Below are 21453 nucleotides of genomic sequence, written 5' to 3' on the forward strand. Positions count from 1 at the left end.
GATATACAGAGATATCATGATAAATAATCAAATTAGCCATATTATAGCGGGTGAATTAACCGTAAAACCAGAACAAGTTTTAGCTGCCATTCAGTTATTAGATGATGGTAGTACCGTTCCCTTTATTGCTCGATATCGTAAAGAGGTGACCGGAGGTCTGGATGATACCCAATTACGTACCTTAGATAGCCGTTTAAGTTATTTGCGAGAACTAGAAGATCGTAAACAAACAATTTTAAAATCAATTGAGGAACAGGGTAAATTAACCCCAGAATTAAGCCAAAAAATTACTGATACGCTTAGTAAAACGGAATTAGAAGATCTTTATCTTCCTTATAAGCCAAAACGTCGTACCCGCGGTCAAATAGCAATCGAGGCGGGGCTTGAATCTCTCGCTGACGATTTATGGCAAAATCCCGATCTCAATCCAGAAACTGAAGCTGAAAAATATATCAATGCAGATAAAGGCATTGCTGATACTAAATCTGCCTTAGATGGTGCCCGTTATATTTTAATGGAGCGTTTTGCTGAAGATGCCGCTTTACTTGCTAAAGTTCGTCATTATCTTTGGAATAACGCGCATCTTGTATCTCAAGTTATTACTGGTAAAGAGGAAGACGGTGCTAAATTTAGAGACTACTTTGCACAAAGTGAACTTATTTCAAAAGTGCCTTCTCATCGTGCTTTAGCGATGTTTAGAGGACGAAATGAAGGCTTTTTACAACTTTCACTCAATGCCGATCCGCAATTTGAAGAAACGCCAAAAGAGAGCTATTGCGAGCAAATTATTACAGAGCATTTAGGGATTCATTTTAATGATCAACCTGCAGATAAATGGCGTAAAGCAGTTATTAATTGGACATGGCGAATTAAGATTTTAATGCACATGGAAACCGAGCTTATGACCACTTTGCGTGAACGTGCTGAAGAGGAAGCAATTAACGTATTTGCAGCAAATTTACACGATATGTTGATGGCTGCACCTGCAGGTATGAAAGTCACCATGGGAATGGATCCAGGCTTACGAACAGGTGTAAAAATTGCTGTTGTGGATTCTACAGGTAAACTTATTGCGACCGAAACGATTTATCCTCATACAGGACAAGCTGATAAAGCAGCAATGATTGTTGCTGCACTTTGCATCAAACATCAAGTGGAATTAGTTGCAATTGGTAATGGCACAGCATCTCGTGAAACTGAACGTTTCTATCTTGATGTTCAGAAAAAGTATCCGGAAGTAAAAGGGCAAAAAGTTATTGTCAGCGAAGCTGGGGCTTCTGTTTATTCTGCATCAGAGCTTGCTGCTCAAGAGTTCCCTAATCTGGATGTATCAATTCGTGGTGCGGTCTCCATTGCTCGTCGTTTACAAGATCCTTTAGCTGAGCTAGTAAAAATCGATCCAAAATCCATTGGGGTGGGGCAATATCAGCATGATGTTAGTCAGACCCAATTAGCTAAAAAACTTGATGCGGTGGTTGAAGATGGAGTAAATGCGGTAGGGGTAAATTTAAACACTGCATCAATGATGTTACTTGCCCGTATCGCAGGATTGAATAAAGTTATTGCTCAAAATATTGTAGATTGGCGTAATGAAAATGGTCAATTTACCGATCGCAAACAGTTGTTGAAAGTTAGTCGTTTAGGCCCGAAAGCGTTTGAACAATGTGCTGGTTTTTTACGCATAATGGAGGGTAAAAATCCACTTGATGCATCGGCTGTTCACCCTGAAGCCTATCCGGTTGTCGAACGAATTTTAGAGAAAAATCATAAATCTTTAAAAGAAATTTTAGGTGATACTCATTATCTGAAATCATTAAAAGCGGTTGATTACGTTGATGACCATTTTGGTGTTCCAACTGTCACTGATATTATTAAAGAACTTGATAAACCCGGACGAGATCCAAGGCCTGAATTTAAAACTGCCCAGTTTGCTGATAACATCGAAACAATGGAAGATTTAAAAATAGGTATGATTATGGAGGGTGCGGTAACCAATGTTACCAATTTTGGTGCTTTTGTTGATATTGGTGTACATCAAGATGGTTTAGTTCATATATCAGCATTATCTGATAAATTTGTTGAAGATCCACGAACGGTTGTTAAAGCTGGTGATATTGTGAAAGTTAAAGTGATTGAAGTGGATATTGCCCGCAAACGTATTGCTTTATCGATGCGACTTGATGATCCAACAACGCCAAAAGTAGAAGGGGCCAAAGCTCGAACGAATAAATCAACCGGCACTTCTAAAAGTGGACAGTCAGCGCCTATTACAAATAGTGCAATGGGTAATGCTTTTGCTGCAGCTTTTAAAAAAGGAAAATAAATTCAGTTATATTTTATTTGTAAAGGGAGGTTAATGCCTCCTTTTTATTTAACGCTAATTTCAAAATATTTTAATAAAATTATTGATGATAAATCCAGTGATTAAAAATCAAATCAGGAGCTCAATCACTTTATTTAGAATTATTATTTTAATAAATATTCATTTGAGAACCATTAAATATCAATAAATTGATATTTCGCTATTCCATATTGTATATATTATTATATACTATGCACAATTGTGTAGATTATTTTTAACATATACAATTAATTATCTGATTTAATCAGCCTGTTAGTAAAGTTAAACTACTTTGCGCTGATCTTTTTAATAGCATTTCTTATTTTGATATTCTTAAATTAGTTTATTAACAACATTTGAATATTACACTTTTTCGATAGCGACATAGTCGTTTTTGCTCTAGATATTAAATAAAAATATACCGTTACATGGATGCAATTTAATAACTTTCTAATGGTTTTTATTGCTTATACGCGTTTTTAAAATTTGAAATAGGTAACAATTTTTATCAATCATTTGATAATTCTGTAGTTTATTAAAACTTTAAATCAATAACTTTATTCTAATTTGCAGGAAAGTTTATGAGTAGAGGAATTAGCATGAATAGTAAAATGTTTGTTTCCCCAAAATTTTATTTGATGCAATTAATATTTAATATTACAGCTATTTCTTTTTTTTGCCTTTTTTGCCATACATCTCTAGCAGCATTATCATTTGCTGCAACCACTACGCAATATATTCACGGTAATCCGCCTGAAATTCTAGAATCTGCTGATACAAAAATCTTAAATGGAATTCAATTTAAATTAAATATTGATGGTATTGATCCTGTGATTGTTTTGCCTGGTACTGATAATAAGATTTCTGTTGCTTACAACACTTCACCAAGTATTTATTCATTTGGGGTAGATACTTCAAGTTTGAATGATAGTGATATAAATGATGTAGATGGTGACAAAGTGGCTACTACCGGCAGTTTTATCATTCAGTCTATTAATACTGAATGGCGGGACTCAAACAATAACATAATTCCTTCTGATTCTACTTCCCAACTTGGTAGTGATGTGTGTAATTCATCGACGGCTAATGCAAAATCATCAGTAAAAGTAACGATTCAATTTGTTGCTAAAACCCAGTACGGTGCTCCTGATCAGTCAGAACCAAGAGAAGTCTCTAAAACATTTCAAGTCAGTGCTGATGATGGTATCTGTTATATTAGGCCTGGTGTATTGGCTCTGATTATGCACAATGGATGGGATGAAGGGGATAACTATGCTCCTTATGGTGCTGATACGATAGATCTTGATGTTCCTTATAACGTAGACCAATTTACTATGCATAAAGGTTTTAAGGCCTCCGCTAAAGATCAAAACGGCAATTACTTCCCAACATATGGTTTCCCGGATGCACGTTTTAGAATTGTGCCGGTAAATCCAATTTCAGATTATAGTTATACCTTGGTTAAAAATCCGAATAATTCACTAATTAGTGCTTCTCGTGATTCAAGCGCTGATTCTAAAAGTGAATTTAAATTTACCGAAAATGTACCAGCTCAAGATGATAAATTTGTAATATTAGTTACCAATAATCGAACGTTAGCACAGTTTTATTACACTTTCTCTATAAAACATTGGTTATATTTTACAAATAACTTGGCTGGCAATTGGCAAAGCGCAAATACATATTGTCAAAATAATAATGATAGATTACCAATACGAGCTGAGTTATCCAATTCTCCTTTTGCTACCGTTTCAACAAATAATGATTTCTATTATGTAAAAAATAATGGATATAGAAGAGCAATAGGTGAAGGATTATTGCCAGAATGGGGTAAAGTCTACTTTTATTCGCCACTTGATTATATTGGGCGAGATATGATGTCTGGTGCGCCAAATTTAAGAAGTTTAATCAATTATGATTTCTATTTTACCAGTGAACCATCATCGGTAAAAGATGCATTAGGTAATTATCGATATTACAGTGTAGGGATGGTAGAAGGTAATATTATTGTTGAACCAGATGTAGCATATACCTTATGTGTTAAATATTAACGTTGATATACAATTAGCTATTTTTTAAAAAATCTTAACAGATATTAATGATTTATATTAATCTTTGATTTTGCTGTTAATCAAATGAGCAGGTTTTCAACCTGCTCATTTTTATTTCAATAATCTCATGGGGTAAAAAATTTAAGCCATTATTTTGGAATTTTTATAATAAGCCTGTTAATGGCTAATTAGGCACACACTTATTAAAAAAACGCTATTATGATAAATAAACAGTTGGTAAAACAATATTTTTCAGACCAAATTGTTTTAATTCCATAGCAAAATTTTCGATATGTTGTTTTGAGGCGCTCTGCCATGTTTTGGCTTCACCTCTCACACCATGATTATGAAATGCATTGATTCTAATTTTTATATTTGCATCAAATTGCTTTAAAAAATTAGCTAACTGTTCAGCGTTTTGTTGTAAATCGGTATGCTTAGGAATAATTAGAAATCTGACTTCATATAATTTATTCATTTTTGCAAGATATTCAATTGACTTTTTAACTCTTAAATTTCCCTTGCTGGTTAATGCTTCATGTACTTGATTATCCCATGCTTTAAGATCAATCATTGCCCCATCCATTACGTTGACTATTTTTTGCCAACCCAATTGAGGTAAATATCCATTACTGTCAACAAAACAGCTTAGGTGTTTTAAATCCTGAGCTTGTTTAATCGCACTAAAAAGCTGTTCAATAAACGCCAGTTGCAGTGTTGCCTCACCACCGCTTAGGGTTATTCCGTTTAAAAAAGGTAGATATTTTCGGATAAGTTTTAAAATATCTTCAATACTGTATCGATAAGTCATCGGTGTTGACTGATAGTTACAAGTGTTTATACAAGTATCACACTGCTGGCAAGTTGAACTTTGCCAAATGACTTTGTTGTTGATAAATGATAATGCTTGATGGGGGCAGGAAGCAACACATTCACCACACTCCTTACACCGTGAAATGGTATAAGGATTGTGGCAATTTAAACATTTAAAATTGCAGCCTTGTAAAAAGATGACTAACCGGTTTCCCGGTCCATCAACACAAGAAAAGGGTAAAATTTTATTAACGATTGCCCATGACTTGTTCATGGCTTATTACCCTAGGGGTCCTGCATAAGTAACTATTGTTCACTGTATCTTCGGCTGCTTCACTACCTAAAAATGTGGTATTAATCCGCGAACCTTCTTCTTTATATTTTTTGATATCTGATAATCTCACCATATAACCAGTTACACGCACCAGATCATTACCACTGATATTAGCCGTAAATTCACGGAAACCAAATTTAAATGCTGCTTTACAAATTTGTACTAAGGCTAATGGATTATTTTTAATCGTTTCATCAATAGTTAAAATATCACTAATGCCAGATGTATAATATTTATGGTGTTTAAATAATGCCATAATATGGGTAACAGGATCTGGTTCATGTCCATAAGGGATACGTAAACCAGGTGTTGCACCGCGGTCTGTACTGATACCTGACTGCGCATGTAACATCGCTTTACCTTGCCATGCATGTTTAATTTTATGATTATCAATAAAGTCGGCTAATTGCTCAGAAATGGTGGTAGCTAGTTCATTAGCATCTTCATCAACACCATAGCGACCAGCTAAGTTAGATTTTTCTTGTAGAATATTAACCGCTTCAGCCATAGCATAAATACCAAACATTGGTGCAAATCGAGTTGCGTCAATTAGTCCTTCTTTGACTAAAAAACTATTTTGAAAGAAATTCGATTTTTCATAAAGAAATTCCGATCTCGCTTTGATTAAGTTCAATTGCAATTGGCAATAATAAGGCAGGGTATTTTGTAAAAAGTCGGTAATACTGTTACTTTTTAATGCGACTTCTTTTAAATTAATTCTGGATAAAGTACTACCACCACCCGCAACAGGGAGAGAGTTATAACAACTCACAACACCATAGCCTTTATCATCAAAATCTTTTTTGATCATCATATTATTAGCGATATGTGGTTTTGCTGTTTGGCAAATATTCTCAATTGCTGTATTTAGTAAAGATTCTGGGGTGATATCTTCATCATAAATAAATGTTAAATTAGGCGCAACTTGTTTGAGTTCACGATCAACACGTAAAATTACTCGACAGATCACATTGTCAGTTGGACCAATATTGGCGTGCATAAATGCATCAGGAAGATTGCGATCAAGCATAATCCAAAAACGTTTTAATCGCTGATAAAGCTCTTCTTCTGTTAAATTGCCAACATAAGGTAGTAACACTTTATCCAAACAACCCAAATAAACAGGCATACCAGTGACCGAAGGAACATGATGATAAGCAATTGTCAGCATATTTATGGCATCATCAAAATTTTTTGCAGGCTCAAGCTCTAAATACTCAGATCCTTGTTTAAGGAATTTTGCATAATCTGGTAACACATAACGAGGTTTATACGGTGCATGACCTTCGTACATGTCACAAATTACACGCTCATCTAAGGCTTGCTTAGTTTCACTATCCAAATCAACATAAGGTAAATTATTTTCCGCTGCTAAAGCGAGAAGGTTCGCTTTTTGTTTAGGTGACAGATTGGGATCGGTCACAATATCGTAACAATTTTTTTGAAATTCTGTCATGTTCATAAATACCTCTATATTACCTATATGTTGAAAGCAAAAAATTAAATTTAATGGCTAATTTATAATACCAATTTTACCCGTGCCATTTATATTCTACATTTCTTTTTTAAAGCCGTTATTTTTCCAAAATGAAATTAACCGGTTCATAATCTGCCGCATTAATTGGTGAGTGCGCTTCAATATATTCTCTTATCACATCCGCGTCTCGGTAACCTGTATCGACATAAGTTGGTGAAGTGTTGGTAACGGGATAACCATCTCCACCAGCCGCTAAATAATCTAACGTGGTAATACGATAAGATTTTTGCAAATCAATTGGCTCATTATTAATTTTAATATCGCTAATCGTATTGCTAGCTAGCGTGATATTTTTTAAGTGAGTATAACCACCAGAACCATGTTTTTTACTTAATGCAACTTTAAGATATTCCACCAATTCACGGCCGGTTAACTCAAAGTAAACAACTGTATTACCAAAAGGCTCAACTTTCAAAATATCACGATAAGTAATATTTCCTTCAATAAGTGAATCACGAATCATACCGCCAGCCATAATGCCAACATCAGCATTCGTTTTTTCAATAAAGGCACTGAGTAACAGCTGTCCCATATTGCTTTGTTGATATCTTACTACACTACGATCACCTTCTAAACGACCGATTAATTCACCTGTTTTAGTGAGTAATTGCTGTTTACCTTGATCTTGATAAGGTTTAAGTGTTTCTAACAATTTTTTATCTTGTTCTATTTCACTAGTGTAGTATTCAAGACGTTTAGTATCGTTGCCATTGTCGACTTCTTTTTTCAAGTTGATAGGAATTAACTGATAATTTTCCAGTGTAATTTTACCGTTTAAAAAGACAAAGTCGGCACGACCAACATATTTACCCCATTCATGAGCTTGAACAATCCAAGTTCCATTTTGTTGATCGGGTGCACATGGCGTGCCAGGAACATACTCAGTAATACGTTTGTTAGGGCTAGCCATACATACAGGTTTTTGAGAGTGACCACCTACAATCATATTTAAATCACCTGGTTTCAATCCCCGTGCTAACTCAACATCACCCGGTGCCATTGAACCATGTTCACCATTTTCATAATGTCCCATATGAGTAACCGCAATAATCATATCTGGGCGCTCATTATTTTTAATTTGACTTATCACCTTCTCTGCTTCAGGCAAGGTTTTGCGAAACTCAACACCGTCAGTATTTTTAGGTGAAGCAAGGAAAATTGTATCATCAGTAGTTAAACCAAATACCGCAACTCTAATGCCATTTAAATCAAACATTTTATAAGCATCGAAAACGCGATTATCAGTATTTTTGAAGTAAGTATTTGCTGATAAAAATGGAAAGTGAGCCCATTTTTGTTGTTCACGAATAACTGCTAAAGGATGATCAAACTCATGGTTACCAACAGCCATTGCATCATAACCAATACTGTTCATACCCATAAAATCGGGTTTAGCTTGTAAAACATCGGATTCAGGAACGCCTGTATTAATGTCACCGCCAGATAGCAGAAGTAATTTCCCACCTTTTTCGGATACTTCTTTTCTAATTTGGTCAACTACAGTTTTTTGAGCAGCTAAACCATATTCACCAATGTCATTTTGCCAAAAATGGCCATGATGGTCATTAGTATGCAAAATAGTAAAAGAATAGGGCTTATCTTTTTCCCAAGTAGGTGCAGTAGATTGCTTGGTTGCAACTGCTGCGAATGAATTAACTGAGAACAGACCTAAAATAATAACTAGTGACAGTTTAAATTTAAAACAATACATGGCATCTCCCAAATCCTTATTAGAGCTATTCCGTAATTACTTTGAAAATCAATTGTGGTTGTTTAGCACTATCACTGATAGTAATATTGTCATACAATTTTTGTTTAATTGCATCAATCTTATCGCTACTTGAATGAATAGTTAATAATGGTTCACCCACTTCAACTTTATCACCCACTTTTTTATGTAAAACAATACCAACAGCTGGATCAATAACATCTTCTTTAGTTGCACGTCCAGCGCCTAATTGCATCGCCGCAATACCAATTTGGTCGGCAATAATGCGTGATACATAACCTGATTTTTGTGCAGGTAGATCGATTTGGTAAGGGGCGTTGGCTAATTTTTCAGGATGATCAACAACAGAGTTATCTCCACCTTGAGCTTCAATTAACGTTTTAAATTTCTCTATCGCTTTACCATTTTTAATGACTTCTTGAAGTTTTTCTCTTGCTTCCTCTAATGTCTTAGCTTTATTGGCTAATACAACCATTTGACTACCAAGCGTTAAAACTAACTCAGTTAAATCAGCAGGACCATGACCATTTAATGTATCAATGGCTTCTTTAACTTCTAAGGCATTACCAATAGCATAACCTAAAGGTTGAGACATATCTGAGATAATCGCCATGGTTCTACGACCAATTTGATTACCAATATTAACCATTTCATGTGCTAATTTCTCAGAGTCTTCCATCGTTTTCATTAAAGCACCGTCACCGGTTTTGACATCCAACACAATAGCGTCAGCACCCGCAGCCAGTTTTTTACTCATGATTGAACTGGCAATCAGCGGAATAGAGTTAACCGTGCCGGTTACATCACGTAATGAATAAAGTTTTTTATCAGCTGGGGTTAAGTTACCTGATTGACCAATAACCGCAACACCTTTTTGGTTAACCTGATCGATAAACTCTTGCTTACCTAATTCGATTTTAAAGCCGGGAATAGTTTCAAATTTATCGGTTGTTCCACCAGTATGGCCTAATCCTCGACCTGACATCTTGGCAACAGGAATATCTAAAGCAGCAACTAATGGTGCTAATACTAAAGTGGTTGTATCACCCACACCTCCGGTTGAATGTTTATCTACTTTAATACCTTTAATTGATGATAGATCAACAGTATCACCGGAATACATCATAGCACTAGTTAAATCAGCACATTCTTTCGAAGTCATACCTTGATAATAAATAGCCATAAGTAAAGCACTTACTTGGTAGTCAGGAATCGTACCATTAGTATAATTGGTAATAAAAAATTGAATTTCTTCGGTAGTTAAGGCATGTCCATCACGTTTTTTTTCAATAATATCTACAAATCTCATTACACTTCTCTCTTAATATCAATAAATCAAATTAGGTTTATATTTTTTCATCCATTATATGGATTGATGATAATTCTGATCTTAGCTTCATCACTCTCTTTTATTATTTTCTATCAATTTTTTTGATAGTTAAAATTTTCTTATTCAGAAATAATACTAATCTAAATCACTAGGTGAAAAAGACCAAGGCAACAATTCACCGACAGTGGTTTCTTGGATTTTACCATGCATATTTGTCAAAATAACTGGCATATCTTTGGCGCAAAATTCACTAATGACTTGGCGACAAGCTCCACAAGGTGAAATTGGTCCATCAGTATCGCCAATTACAACTAATTTTTTAAATTTTGTTTTACCTTCTGATACCGCCTTAAAAATCGCAGTTCGTTCAGCACAGTTGGCTAGGCCATATGAGGCATTTTCAATATTGCATCCTAAAATAGCTTCGTCATCTTCGGTAATTAATACTGCACCTACTTGAAATTTAGAATAGGGTACATAAGCTTTTGAGCGTGCTGTTTTAGCTAGTTCAATTAGTTTTTCAATCTTCATATTCATAATCCTTGTTATCATCAATAGATTTTTAGTTTTGCGATTTTGTTGGTGCTTGTAAATTAAGTTGATATACACCAAAGCCTAAATTATCTTTTTCAATAAACTTAATTGGGTACAATGAATGTTTTTCAATATAAGCTTTGGCTTCTTCAGTTGGGGAAGATTCAAAGCGAATATCCAAATTAATTTTGCTGGTAATTGGTGCAATTCGCCAGTTATTATCAACCTTCACATTCACTTCACCTTGTTTTTTAGTGTGATTAGTAATATAGGCTGAAAGAATGACCCTTAAATCATCCGGAGAATTAAATTTAACATTTTTACCACCAGTACCAGGGAATGTTCCGGTATATGCACGATAGTTATTGGTGGCAATTAAAAATGCTTGATTGGAAGCAATAGGTTTTTGTTGATAAGTTAAGTTTACGATACGTTCTGAATCAGGATTAATTAACTGACAATTACCATCATAACGTGCAGGTTTAGTAATATCAATTTGATAACTCACACCATCAATGGTATCAAAATTATAAGTTCTAAATTTATCCCAATTAATCAAATATTGTGGTTGTGACGAATTGATATCAATTTGATTATAAACACCTGCTGAGCATTCCAACCACTCTTTAACATCTTTACCCGTTATTTTTACTGCAGATAAAATATTAGGATAAAGATAGATATCAGCTGCATTTCTAAAAGTTAAATCACCTTTTTTAACATCAACATAAGCTGAAGGATCGTTTTTACGACCACCAGCTTTAAATGGCGCAATTGCCGATAAAATGGGTAATCCATCCAGATCTGGATCACCTTGAACAAACTGTTTCACATAATCAATTTGCGCATCACTAATAATTTGCAAAGCAGAAGTATCTTCGACTAATGCTAAATAACTATTGATATCGGTTGAAACCTTGCCAATTGGTTTACCAACAAATTCACGGGTACCTTCGTGGTCGTCTCTTAACGCATTCGTAATATTTTTATCTGATCCAACTAATGCTTTTTTATTTTTAATATCAAAGATCGGGCGAGCTTCTGATTTACCAGAAATGACTTTCCAATTAGCTTTATCACCTTCAATAACTAAATCAACTACACCTAAATGACTTCCCCATTGTCCAGGCATTACTGCGGGCACATGATTGATATTTCCGGTACTAATATCAGTATTAGGCAATGATTTAAAATCCTCGCTAGGAAAGACCCCATGAGAATGACCAAACATAATAGCATTAATACCTTCAACTTGGCTTAAATAATAGACTGAATTTTCAGCTAAAGCCTTATATGGTTCGGCAGAAACACCTGAATGCGGAATTGCAACAATGATATTTGCACCTTGCTTTTTCATTTCAGGCACTAATTGTTTCGCGGTTTCAGTGATATCTTTAACAATTACCTTACCTTCCAAATTAAGTTTATCCCACTGCATAATTTGTGGTGGCACAAAACCAATATAACCGATTTTAATAGTGTGTTGTTTACCTTCTCTATCAACGACCGGTTTATCTAAAATAATATATTGCCTAAAGTAAGGTTTATTTGTTTTCGCATCAAAAACATTAGCATTAACATAAGGAAAATTAGCACCAGCTAGACTTTTTTGTAAAAAATCTAAACCAAAATTGAACTCATGATTACCGATGTTACCAACTACATAATCTAGCGTATTAAGTGCTTTATAAACAGGATGAGTCTCACCTTTGTTTAGACCTTTATTCAAAGCATAATCAGCCATTGGACTGCCTTGAATCAAATCGCCGTTATCAACTAAAACACTGTTTTTTACCTCTTTTCGTGCTTGATGAATTAAATTAGCTGTTTTAGCTAAACCAAAAGTATCAATGTACTGATCTTTGAAATAGTCATAATTCATCATATTACCGTGCAAATCGGTAGTTTCGATAATTCTTAAATCTACTGTTGCTGCTTGAAGTGAACCAGATATTAATAGGGTTAGTAGGCTTAATCGGGTTTTATTCATATCAATCTCCTATTTCTCTGATGTTGTTAATCATTAACATATAATAAAACGAGATAATTCTTAAATCGTTCAATAATAGCAGGGTGATATTGCTGAACGTTGATTGCCTGTTGTAGACATTGCTTATCATTACTAGTAAAAAAGGCTAAAACGTCATTAAACAAACGTGATTTTTCGGTTGGTTCAATAAATGCAGCATCAATTCCACAAAGTGTAATATCAAACAGTTCCAATCGAGAAAAATGAAAAAAATGCTCAGCGAGCTGATATTCTTTCTCTATATCGGTGCCAAATATGCCTGCGTCATCGGTATTAAGCGTTATTCTGACCCCTCTATCATAAAGTTGTCGAATTGGGTGATTAAGAATATCACCATTTAACTTATTGACTAAAATACGATTACTAGTAAGCGCTATTTCTAAAGTGATCTTGTTATCAATTAAATTCTCAATCAACTTATCATCTTCAATGGCGGCGATACCATGTCCAATACGATTCGCGCCATGTTTAAGCGCTTGGATAATACTTTCAGCAGAATCAATTTCACCAGCATGATAAGATTTTTTTAAATTTAATTTAGAAGCAAGTTGATGGGCTTTTTCAAAATCATCAAAATGACCTGCTTTTTCATTACCTGCGATATTAAATCCGGTAATAAATGGGTGGGGGTTATTCTCAATAAATTGCAGTGTATCGTATACCACATCGGCACCCAGATGGCGCACGCCAATCACATGGTATCTTACAGTAATATTATGTTCTTTTTGAACATCAATAATCGCTTTATCCATTTGATTAAGCGTTTGTTTAAATCTTTCTTGATCCCAAACTAATTTACCTTCGCTTTCCATGGCACAAATATGATAGGGAGACAAAAATAGCTCGCAATAGATTAATCCTTGCTTGGCATTTCTGCTTAAAAAATCGTAAGTAATTAGGTAATAATCGTCGGGATGTTTAACAAAATTAGAGACAGTATCATAAGTTTGGATAAATGAAACAAAATCGGATTCATCATAATTATATCGACCGTTTTTATAATCGCTTGCATCATATTCACCGGGTCGATAGCACAATGAATCAGGAAAAGTCAGATGATTCTTATCGGCTAGTTTTTTTGCCATAAATGGTGTAATACTACCTTCCACATGCTCATGAAGTATAACTTTTGGGATTATTTGCTTATTCATCTAGTTCTAATCTGTTTAAGTATATGCTTATAGGGCACTTGTAAATTATTCATCAGACTAAATTGATACAACTTTTACAAGCATCTTATTCTACCTTGATAAGACAATTATTTTCCATACATTTTGTGTGACTTATCAACTTCTTTGAAATCAAGTGGCAACAATAAACAGGCAACAAATGAGTTGCCTGTTTATTGATGTGGCCAAATTGGTTAATTTAGTTTATCTATATTAACCTTGCCTTGAGTTTGATATTAATTTCTGTTATCAAGAGTATCATTCTTGAAAATAAAGACAAAAATAATAGCAAGTAATAAAGAATATCCTGCAAAAATTAACCAAATTGTACGCCAGTCAATGACACCATTTACAGTGTAAAGATCCACAACAACACCACTGATAGTTGAACCTAAATAAGCCCCAATACCATTGGTCATAATCATAAATAAACCTTGTGCACTATTACGGATATCTGGTGAAACTGTTTTATCAACGTACATAGAACCCGAAATATTATAGAAATCAAATGCACAACCATAAACAATCATTGACAGAAGAAGTAACGTGAAACCTACAGGTGATGGATCGCCAAAAGCAAATAATCCAAACCGAGCAACCCATGCCAACATACTAATTAACATGACATACTTGATACCAAATCTTTTCATAAAAAATGGTACAAATAAAATAAATACAACTTCTGACATTTGTGAAATAGATAGCAATACTGACGGATATTGCACAACTAAACTATCAGCATATTCCGGAATACTTTTAAATGAAAGTAAGAACGGATTACCAAAAGTATTGGTAATTTGTAAAATACCACCAAGGAAGACAGCAAAGACAAAAAAGATAGCAATTCTAGGTTGTTTGAATAATACAAATGCATCTAAACCTAAAGAACTTACAAGCGACTTTCTTTTTGACTCATCTTTAGCAATGACAATTAATGGCAATGTTAATGAATATAGGCTGAGTAAAATCGAACCGCCAGCTGCAATATAGAGCTGTACATTGCTTAATCCAACTTTTAAGAAACTAACAAGCCACATAGCAACAATGAAGCCGATAGTACCAAAAATTCTTATACTAGGGAATTGCGATATAACATCAAGACCTTCTGATTCTAAACAAGAATAAGAAATTGAGTTAGAAATCGCGATAGTTGGCATAAATGCTAAACAATGAATTAAAATTACCACGACCATCATAAATGGTGTTGTGACTGAAGCGGCAATAAAAAGGGTTATTGCTCCAAATAAGTGGCAAAGCATGAATAAGCGATTAGCAGGAATCCATCTATCTGCAACAACACCAAGCAGACCAGGCATAAATAAGGATGCTATGCCCATAGTACCATAAACTGTACCTACTGTTGTTCCAGTAAAATGCAAGGTCTCCATCATGTAAGAGCCTAAAGTTATAAGCCAGCTACCCCAGATAAAAAATTGCAAGAAAAATATAACTTTAAGTTTGAACTTAATATTCATTTCGTTTCCTTATTAAATGAGTTCTCTTCTAACCTATTAGATAAAATTAATGAATAAATAAAAATTGTTATTACTATCGATGCGTTAGTTATAACGTTAAACACATTTACTGATAAAATTAATTAATGACAGTCAATGTAAAACTTTTATTTCTTAAACAAAAAAAATGGCAGAAATTCTGCCATTAATTTAATCTGAATTAAGTAATACCGACTCTAACGCAACAGTAATCATCTCTTTGAAGCCTAGCTGGCGTTCTTCGGAAGACATCGCTTCGCCTTTTCGAATATGATCTGATACCGTACAAATCGCCAACGCTTTTGCGCCATATTCAGCCGCCACACCATAAATACCAGCAGCTTCCATTTCGACACCTAAAATATTGTATTTTTCCATGATATCGAAAAGATCAGGCTCAACGCTATAAAACAGATCAGCTGAGAAAATATTACCAACCTTCACATTAACATTTAAATCTTTAGCTGCATTAACTGCATTACAAACAAGACCAAAGTCAGCGATGGCAGCAAAATCATGATCTTTAAAACGCAAACGATTCACTTTAGAATCCGTACAAGCGCCCATACCAATAACAACATCACCAAGATTAACATTTGGGCTAATTGCACCACACGAACCGATACGAATAATGTTTTTGACACCATAAAACTTAATCAATTCGGTTGTATAAATAGAACAAGATGGGATACCCATTCCATGCCCCATAACAGAAACTTGTTTACCTTTGTACAGACCAGTAAAACCGAGCATTCCTCTGACATTCGTTACTTCTTTAGCATTATCTAAAAAAGTTTCGGCAATAAACTTAGCTCGTAATGGATCGCCGGGCATTAATACCGTTTGAGCAAAAGCACCATCGGCGGCGTTGATATGAGGGGTAGGCATTTAACTCTCCTGATTTATTACTAAAAAACGTCCTAAACAATTGCTATTTACGAATAAATGACTTGCCATAATCCATTGGTGACAAATCAAAATAATCAGCAACACTTTGTCCAATATCAGCAAATGTTTCACGATGACCTAATGATCCAGCTGGAACACTATCACCATAAACTAAAACTGGAATATGCTCACGAGTATGATCCGTACCAGGCCAGGTTGGATCACAACCATGATCGGCACTAATAATTAAAAGATCGTCTGGTTCAATAAGGGCTAACATCTCAGGTAAACGGCGGTCAAAATATTCTAAAGCCGCAGCGTAGCCTGCAACATCACGTCGATGACCATAAGATGAGTCAAAATCAACGAAATTGGTAAACACAATCGTGTTATCTTTCGCTTGTTTGATTTCTTCTAGCGTAGCATTGAATAAAGCCTCAATACCTGTAGCTTTAACTTTCTTAGTGATACCCACTTCGGCATAAATATCGGCAATTTTACCAATTGATACAACAGTACCTTGTTTTTCTTCAACTAGCTTTTTAATCATTGTCGGAGCTGGTGGTTCAACGGCTAAATCATGACGATTACCAGTACGCACAAATTCACCTGGCTTATTACCTAAAAATGGACGAGCAATAACGCGGCCGATATTATAATCGCCTTTATTAAGCTCATCACGAGCTATCTCACAAACCTCATAAAGTTTATCAAGACCGAAAGTCTCTTCATGGCAGGCAATTTGAAAAACAGAATCAGCAGAGGTATAAAAAATAGGTTTACCAGAAGCCATATGCTCAAGCCCAAGCTCATCAAGAATCACTGTACCTGATGAATGACAATCACCAAGATAACCAGGCAAGTTAGCACGTTTAACAATATTATCTAATAATTCTTTAGGAAAACTATTGGTAGTATTGGTAAAATAGCCCCAATCAAACAGAACAGGAACACCCGCGATTTCCCAGTGACCTGAAGGCGTATCTTTACCCGACGAAATCTCACTGGCAAAGCCATAAGCACCAATAACTTCACCTTCGGTAGCCATTCCTTTAGGGTATGAACCAGTTGATTCATAAGCGGCTTCTATCAAACCTAACTTTCCTAAATTAGGTAATTTTAATGGGCCTTGACGACCATGATCTGCATTACCTGAAGCACAAGCTTCGGCAATATGGCCTAAGGTATCAGAACCTTCATCACCATATTTTTTTGCATCTTCAGCACCGCCGATCCCAAAGGAATCGAGGATCATAATAAAAACTCTTTTCATAATTTCCTCTAAATCACAACTACCACTAAATATTGCAACAATCTTAAAACATAAAGTTATATAAAACCGTGATCGATAACTTATTTTTTAAATTTCATTAATAATAACGTCTACCACAAGGTTGAGTAAAATAGATTTTAACTAAATTTATAAATAAGATCGTTTGGGTAGCTATAATACATGATAAAAAAAAACAAAAAAGGGAAAGTGTCCAATTTGTAGACTATTTGTCTAATTTTTTGACACATATATCAAGCTAAAAGTAGTTAAGATCATTAAAAAAAATTTTAATGCATAAAAGATCGTTTTGCGTTGTGATAATATAGCAAATAAATAAACAATCGACACAATAGAATAAATTGCTTTATCAAAATAGATAAAGGCATTGATTTGATACTTTTAAATAAAAAAAGGCATAAAAAATGCCGAATAAAACTAATTTAATTGAATTTAAAAGTATTTCTAATAAAAGGTAGTCATTAATGAACCAAAAAATTCCTAACACATTTGCTTTAGATGTCTATGCCAACCAAGTAGAAACAGTCGAAACTGTGGAACAGCTAATGCAAGTTTGGAAAACTAATACCGACAGTCAACCAATTATGATTATTGGACAAGGTAGTAATACACTATTTACTGAAAATTTTGCTGGTACAATCATTGTTAATCGAATTAAAGGATTAACTATAACCGAAACCCCAACACACTGGCATTTAAAAGTGGGTGCGGGTGAATATTGGCATGATCTAGTTGCTAACACCATTAATCAAAACATTCCTGGTCTTGAAAACTTAGCTCTAATACCAGGATGTGTAGGATCTGCACCAATTCAAAATATTGGCGCTTATGGCATTGAATTTCAAAAAGTAGCCGATTATGTCGAATTACTTGAATTTGCAACGGGTAAAATTATTCGCGTAACTGACGGCCAATATGGCTATCGTGAAAGCATCTTCAAACAAAAATATGCTAATGGTTATGCGGTTGTATATGTTGGCATCACATTACCAAAACAATGGAGCCCGGTGTTAACTTATGGTGAATTAAGGAATTTTGATCCAGAAAGTGTCACCCCAAAAATGATCTTCGACAAAGTGTGCGAAATCCGTCGTAGCAAACTGCCTGATCCTAATGTATTAGGAAATGGTGGAAGCTTTTTTAAAAACCCAGTAGTAGACAAAAAATTTGCTGATAAACTACTTGAAAAATATCCAACAATGCCAATATATCAACAAACAAATGATCAAATAAAATTAGCTGCTGGCTGGTTAATTGATCAGTGTGGTCTAAAAGGCTATCAAATTGGTGGTGCAGCAGTGCATCAACAACAAGCTCTTGTATTAGTCAATAAAGATAATGCGACAGCGCAAGATGTCGTTGCGTTAGCGCGTTATATCATAAATGCAGTATTACAAAAGTTCTCGGTGCACCTCTCGCCTGAAATTCGATTTATGGGCGCAACTGGTGAGATTGACGTGGATAAATTTCTATAACGTAAATAACGTTTATTAGACAATAAAACAGCTTATATACAACAAAATTATGAAACATTCGTATTCATTTCCTATTTTATTAACAAGTTTATTATTTGTAACCATCGCCTTATCAGCACTTAATACCCAAGTGCCACTTTGGCTAGTGCGTGAACATTTTTCACTAGGACAAATAGGTTTAGTCGGCTCAAGCTACTTTACAGGTAACTTAGTGGGAACGATTATGGCAAATTGGTTTATTAGCCGATTTAACGCCAGATTCACTTACACCTATAGTTGTATTATCTTTGCGATTGCAACTATTGGATTAAGCTTTTCAATGGATTTCTATAGTTGGGCGATATGGCGATTTTTTATTGGAATAGCCTGTGCGGTTACTTGGGTGGTCATTGAAAGCTGTATCTTAGTTACGGGTACAGTCCGTACTCGCGGTAAAATGCTGGCGGTTTATCTAACCACCTACTACTTAGGTACTGTTTTAGGGCAAGCATTGCTCCAATACTTTCCGCAAAACGTACTCTATTTTGGCCTAGTAATAGCAGTGCTAATGGGGTTAGCCATCTTATTTATATTACTAACCCATTACAAATTACCTAAAAAGAAAAAAAGCAGTTTCAACATCATCCCCATGATATTGTATAAACCTTCTCGAGTTGGTTTAATTGGTTGTGCGATTGCTGGTATGTTAATTGGATCGCTATACTCTCTAATGCCAGCATACTACTCACATCTAGGTTATACAGATAACCAAGTCGCAAATTGGATGGTTTTACTAATACTTTCTGGGGTAATCGCACAAATGCCTGCCAACTGGTGCGCAGATAGGTTTGGTCGTCGTATTGTTTTGTTGGTTGAATCAATCTTAATGATGATAGCTTGTTGTTTACTGATATTTAACCTCTATGGCGTATTAGCCATCATTTTACTTGGTGCGACCATTTACACTATCTACCCAATCTCAATGGCGTGGGCTTGCTCGTGTGTTCGCAAACAAGAAATTGTATCAATGAATCAAGCTATGCTATTAACCAATACACTTGGTAGCCTAGTTGCGCCAGCGGTAATTGCCTTTATAATGGACACATTTAACAATACCTATTTATTTATTAGTTTTGCTATAATTTCGCTTTACTTTATTGTTTTATTATCACTTAAAAAGTGAGGGTTTAATGCGCAGTAACCAAAATCCATTGAAATTAATCAATATATTAGCTGATGGGCAGTTTCACTCTGGTGAAGAACTTGCCAACCAATTTGGAATAACGCGAGCTGGCATCAACAAATATATCAAAGTGCTACGGGAATGGGGTATCACCTTATCATCCGTGCAAGGTAAAGGTTACTGCTTAGCATCACCAATAGATCTACTTGATAAAGTTAAAATCGACAACGACTATGGTGCTGATAGTCATGTGGAAGTACTGCCTATTATTGAATCAACCAACCAATATTTATTAGATAATATTGAGAAATTACAAACTGGCGACAGCTGTGTTGCCGAGTTTCAATCAAAAGCACGAGGTAGGCGTGGGCGACAATGGTTTGCACCATTTGGCAGTAATCTCTATTTCTCAATGTATTGGCGACTTGAACAGGGCATCGCAGCAGCCATGGGGCTAAGCTTAGTCGTTGGTGTTGTGATAGCCGATACTTTACGAGAAATCTCGGGGCAAGATATTAAAGTAAAATGGCCAAATGACCTCTATCTTAATGACCAAAAACTTGCAGGCATATTAGTTGAACTTGCAGGCAAAACGGGAGACTGTGCACATGTTGTTATTGGTGTTGGAGTCAACCTAATGATGAATAATCCCGATACAACTATCGTCAACCAAAAGTGGGCTAATTTAGGTAAAGTTGATCGCAATTTATTAGTAGCAAAAGTCGCGAAAAATCTAAAAGTAAAACTTCGAGACTTCGAACAACATGGACTAACACCGTTTCTTAACGATTGGCAACGGCTCGACAATTTTGTAGGGCGTCCTGTTAAATTATTAATTGGTGACGATGTGATCCGTGGCGTAGCCAAAGGCATCAATGAACAGGGTGCATTACTCTTAGAACAAAATGGCAAAACGAACGCATTTATTGGTGGCGAAATCTCATTACGCAGTGATGAGTGAAATATCTACCGGTAATTGATTAACATGAATTACTGAAAAGTATATCTTATGATCGGAAATAAATCGGTACATAGGTAAGCGGCAAAAAATAATGCAGCTCTAAATCCCTTTTTATCTTGACTTAACCATTTAATAAATTTCAAATTATATTGATAATCTCGTCTTAAACCAGCTGTTTAAAAAAGCACCCAAAAAATTGGTGGAATTTTTCATTTTGGTATTTTAATTAATAAACAATAGGTTATAATTAGTGTGTTCCCTATATGCATAGGGATAAACCGCCTGATCAGCCAATTATTAGAAATATCTACCCGTG

Annotated in this window: 14 protein-coding genes, 1 pseudogene and 1 CRISPR repeat array (1 of these 16 running past the window's edge); of the genes and pseudogenes, 5 read left to right on the forward strand and 10 right to left on the reverse strand. The window is 35.0% G+C overall.

Annotation, left to right across the window (positions count from 1 at the left end):
- Nucleotides 1-16: 16 nt before the first annotated feature.
- A pseudogene (locus J3T98_RS07200) lies at nucleotides 17-2185 on the forward strand (Tex family protein); the annotation flags it as partial.
- A gap of 755 nt (nucleotides 2186-2940) precedes the next feature.
- Nucleotides 2941-4392, forward strand: coding sequence for a hypothetical protein (locus tag J3T98_RS07205; RefSeq protein WP_267362493.1), 1452 nt, complete (start codon nucleotides 2941-2943; stop codon nucleotides 4390-4392).
- 217 nt (nucleotides 4393-4609) lie between these two features.
- On the opposite strand, the gene J3T98_RS07210 is transcribed toward J3T98_RS07205, so the two are convergent.
- The 10 genes from J3T98_RS07210 to J3T98_RS07255 form a co-directional block, all read right to left on the reverse strand.
- A complete protein-coding gene (locus J3T98_RS07210; protein ID WP_267362494.1) occupies nucleotides 4610-5479 on the reverse strand; it encodes a YjjW family glycine radical enzyme activase in 870 nt (289 codons plus the stop codon).
- Nucleotides 5454-7001, reverse strand: coding sequence for a YjjI family glycine radical enzyme (locus tag J3T98_RS07215; RefSeq protein WP_416380032.1), 1548 nt, complete (start codon nucleotides 6999-7001; stop codon nucleotides 5454-5456). The genes J3T98_RS07210 and J3T98_RS07215 overlap by 26 nt, the downstream gene beginning before the upstream one ends.
- A gap of 112 nt (nucleotides 7002-7113) precedes the next feature.
- The gene (gene ushA, locus J3T98_RS07220) at nucleotides 7114-8787 is read right to left on the reverse strand and encodes a bifunctional UDP-sugar hydrolase/5'-nucleotidase UshA (protein WP_267362495.1); all 1674 of its coding nucleotides are present in this window, start codon (nucleotides 8785-8787) and stop codon (nucleotides 7114-7116) included.
- 25 nt (nucleotides 8788-8812) lie between these two features.
- A complete protein-coding gene (locus tag J3T98_RS07225; RefSeq protein WP_065563168.1) occupies nucleotides 8813-10114 on the reverse strand; it encodes a pyrimidine-nucleoside phosphorylase in 1302 nt (433 codons plus the stop codon).
- Between the two features lie 156 nt (nucleotides 10115-10270).
- Nucleotides 10271-10672: a cytidine deaminase gene (locus J3T98_RS07230; RefSeq protein WP_176713943.1), complete on the reverse strand. Its 402-nt coding sequence runs from the start codon at nucleotides 10670-10672 to the stop codon at nucleotides 10271-10273.
- Nucleotides 10673-10697: 25 nt separating this feature from the next.
- Nucleotides 10698-12659 (reverse strand): bifunctional 2',3'-cyclic-nucleotide 2'-phosphodiesterase/3'-nucleotidase, encoded by a 1962-nt coding sequence (locus J3T98_RS07235; protein ID WP_065563166.1) that lies wholly within the window; start codon nucleotides 12657-12659, stop codon nucleotides 10698-10700.
- 26 nt (nucleotides 12660-12685) lie between these two features.
- The gene (add, locus tag J3T98_RS07240) at nucleotides 12686-13849 is read right to left on the reverse strand and encodes an adenosine deaminase (RefSeq protein ID WP_267362496.1); all 1164 of its coding nucleotides are present in this window, start codon (nucleotides 13847-13849) and stop codon (nucleotides 12686-12688) included.
- A 254-nt stretch (nucleotides 13850-14103) separates the two neighbouring features.
- Entirely contained in the window at nucleotides 14104-15342 is a 1239-nt protein-coding gene (locus J3T98_RS07245) for a nucleoside permease (protein WP_267357286.1), read from the reverse strand.
- Nucleotides 15343-15531: 189 nt separating this feature from the next.
- Entirely contained in the window at nucleotides 15532-16248 is a 717-nt protein-coding gene (gene deoD / locus J3T98_RS07250; protein ID WP_267357288.1) for a purine-nucleoside phosphorylase, read from the reverse strand.
- A 43-nt stretch (nucleotides 16249-16291) separates the two neighbouring features.
- On the reverse strand, nucleotides 16292-17521 hold the full coding sequence (locus J3T98_RS07255; RefSeq protein ID WP_267362498.1) for a phosphopentomutase: 1230 nt from the start codon (nucleotides 17519-17521) through the stop codon (nucleotides 16292-16294).
- A gap of 482 nt (nucleotides 17522-18003) precedes the next feature.
- Between J3T98_RS07255 and murB the strand changes: the two genes are divergently transcribed.
- Genes murB through birA form a run of 3 tightly spaced genes read left to right on the forward strand, consistent with a single transcriptional unit; the run spans nucleotide 18004 to nucleotide 21137 of the window.
- Nucleotides 18004-19014 (forward strand): UDP-N-acetylmuramate dehydrogenase, encoded by a 1011-nt coding sequence (murB, locus tag J3T98_RS07260; protein ID WP_267362499.1) that lies wholly within the window; start codon nucleotides 18004-18006, stop codon nucleotides 19012-19014.
- 49 nt (nucleotides 19015-19063) lie between these two features.
- Nucleotides 19064-20176, forward strand: coding sequence for an MFS transporter (locus tag J3T98_RS07265; RefSeq protein WP_065563160.1), 1113 nt, complete (start codon nucleotides 19064-19066; stop codon nucleotides 20174-20176).
- A gap of 7 nt (nucleotides 20177-20183) precedes the next feature.
- Nucleotides 20184-21137, forward strand: a complete 954-nt coding sequence (gene birA / locus J3T98_RS07270) for a bifunctional biotin--[acetyl-CoA-carboxylase] ligase/biotin operon repressor BirA (RefSeq protein WP_267362500.1) — start codon at nucleotides 20184-20186, stop codon at nucleotides 21135-21137.
- Nucleotides 21138-21389: 252 nt separating this feature from the next.
- Nucleotides 21390-21453: direct repeats of the CRISPR family, unit length 29 nt; unit sequence GTGTTCCCTATATGCATAGGGATAAACCG; it runs 453 nt beyond the window's last position.

The sequence above is a fragment of the Gilliamella sp. B2772 genome (assembly GCF_026536985.1).
Taxonomy (GTDB): Bacteria; Pseudomonadota; Gammaproteobacteria; order Enterobacterales; family Orbaceae; genus Gilliamella; species Gilliamella apicola_E.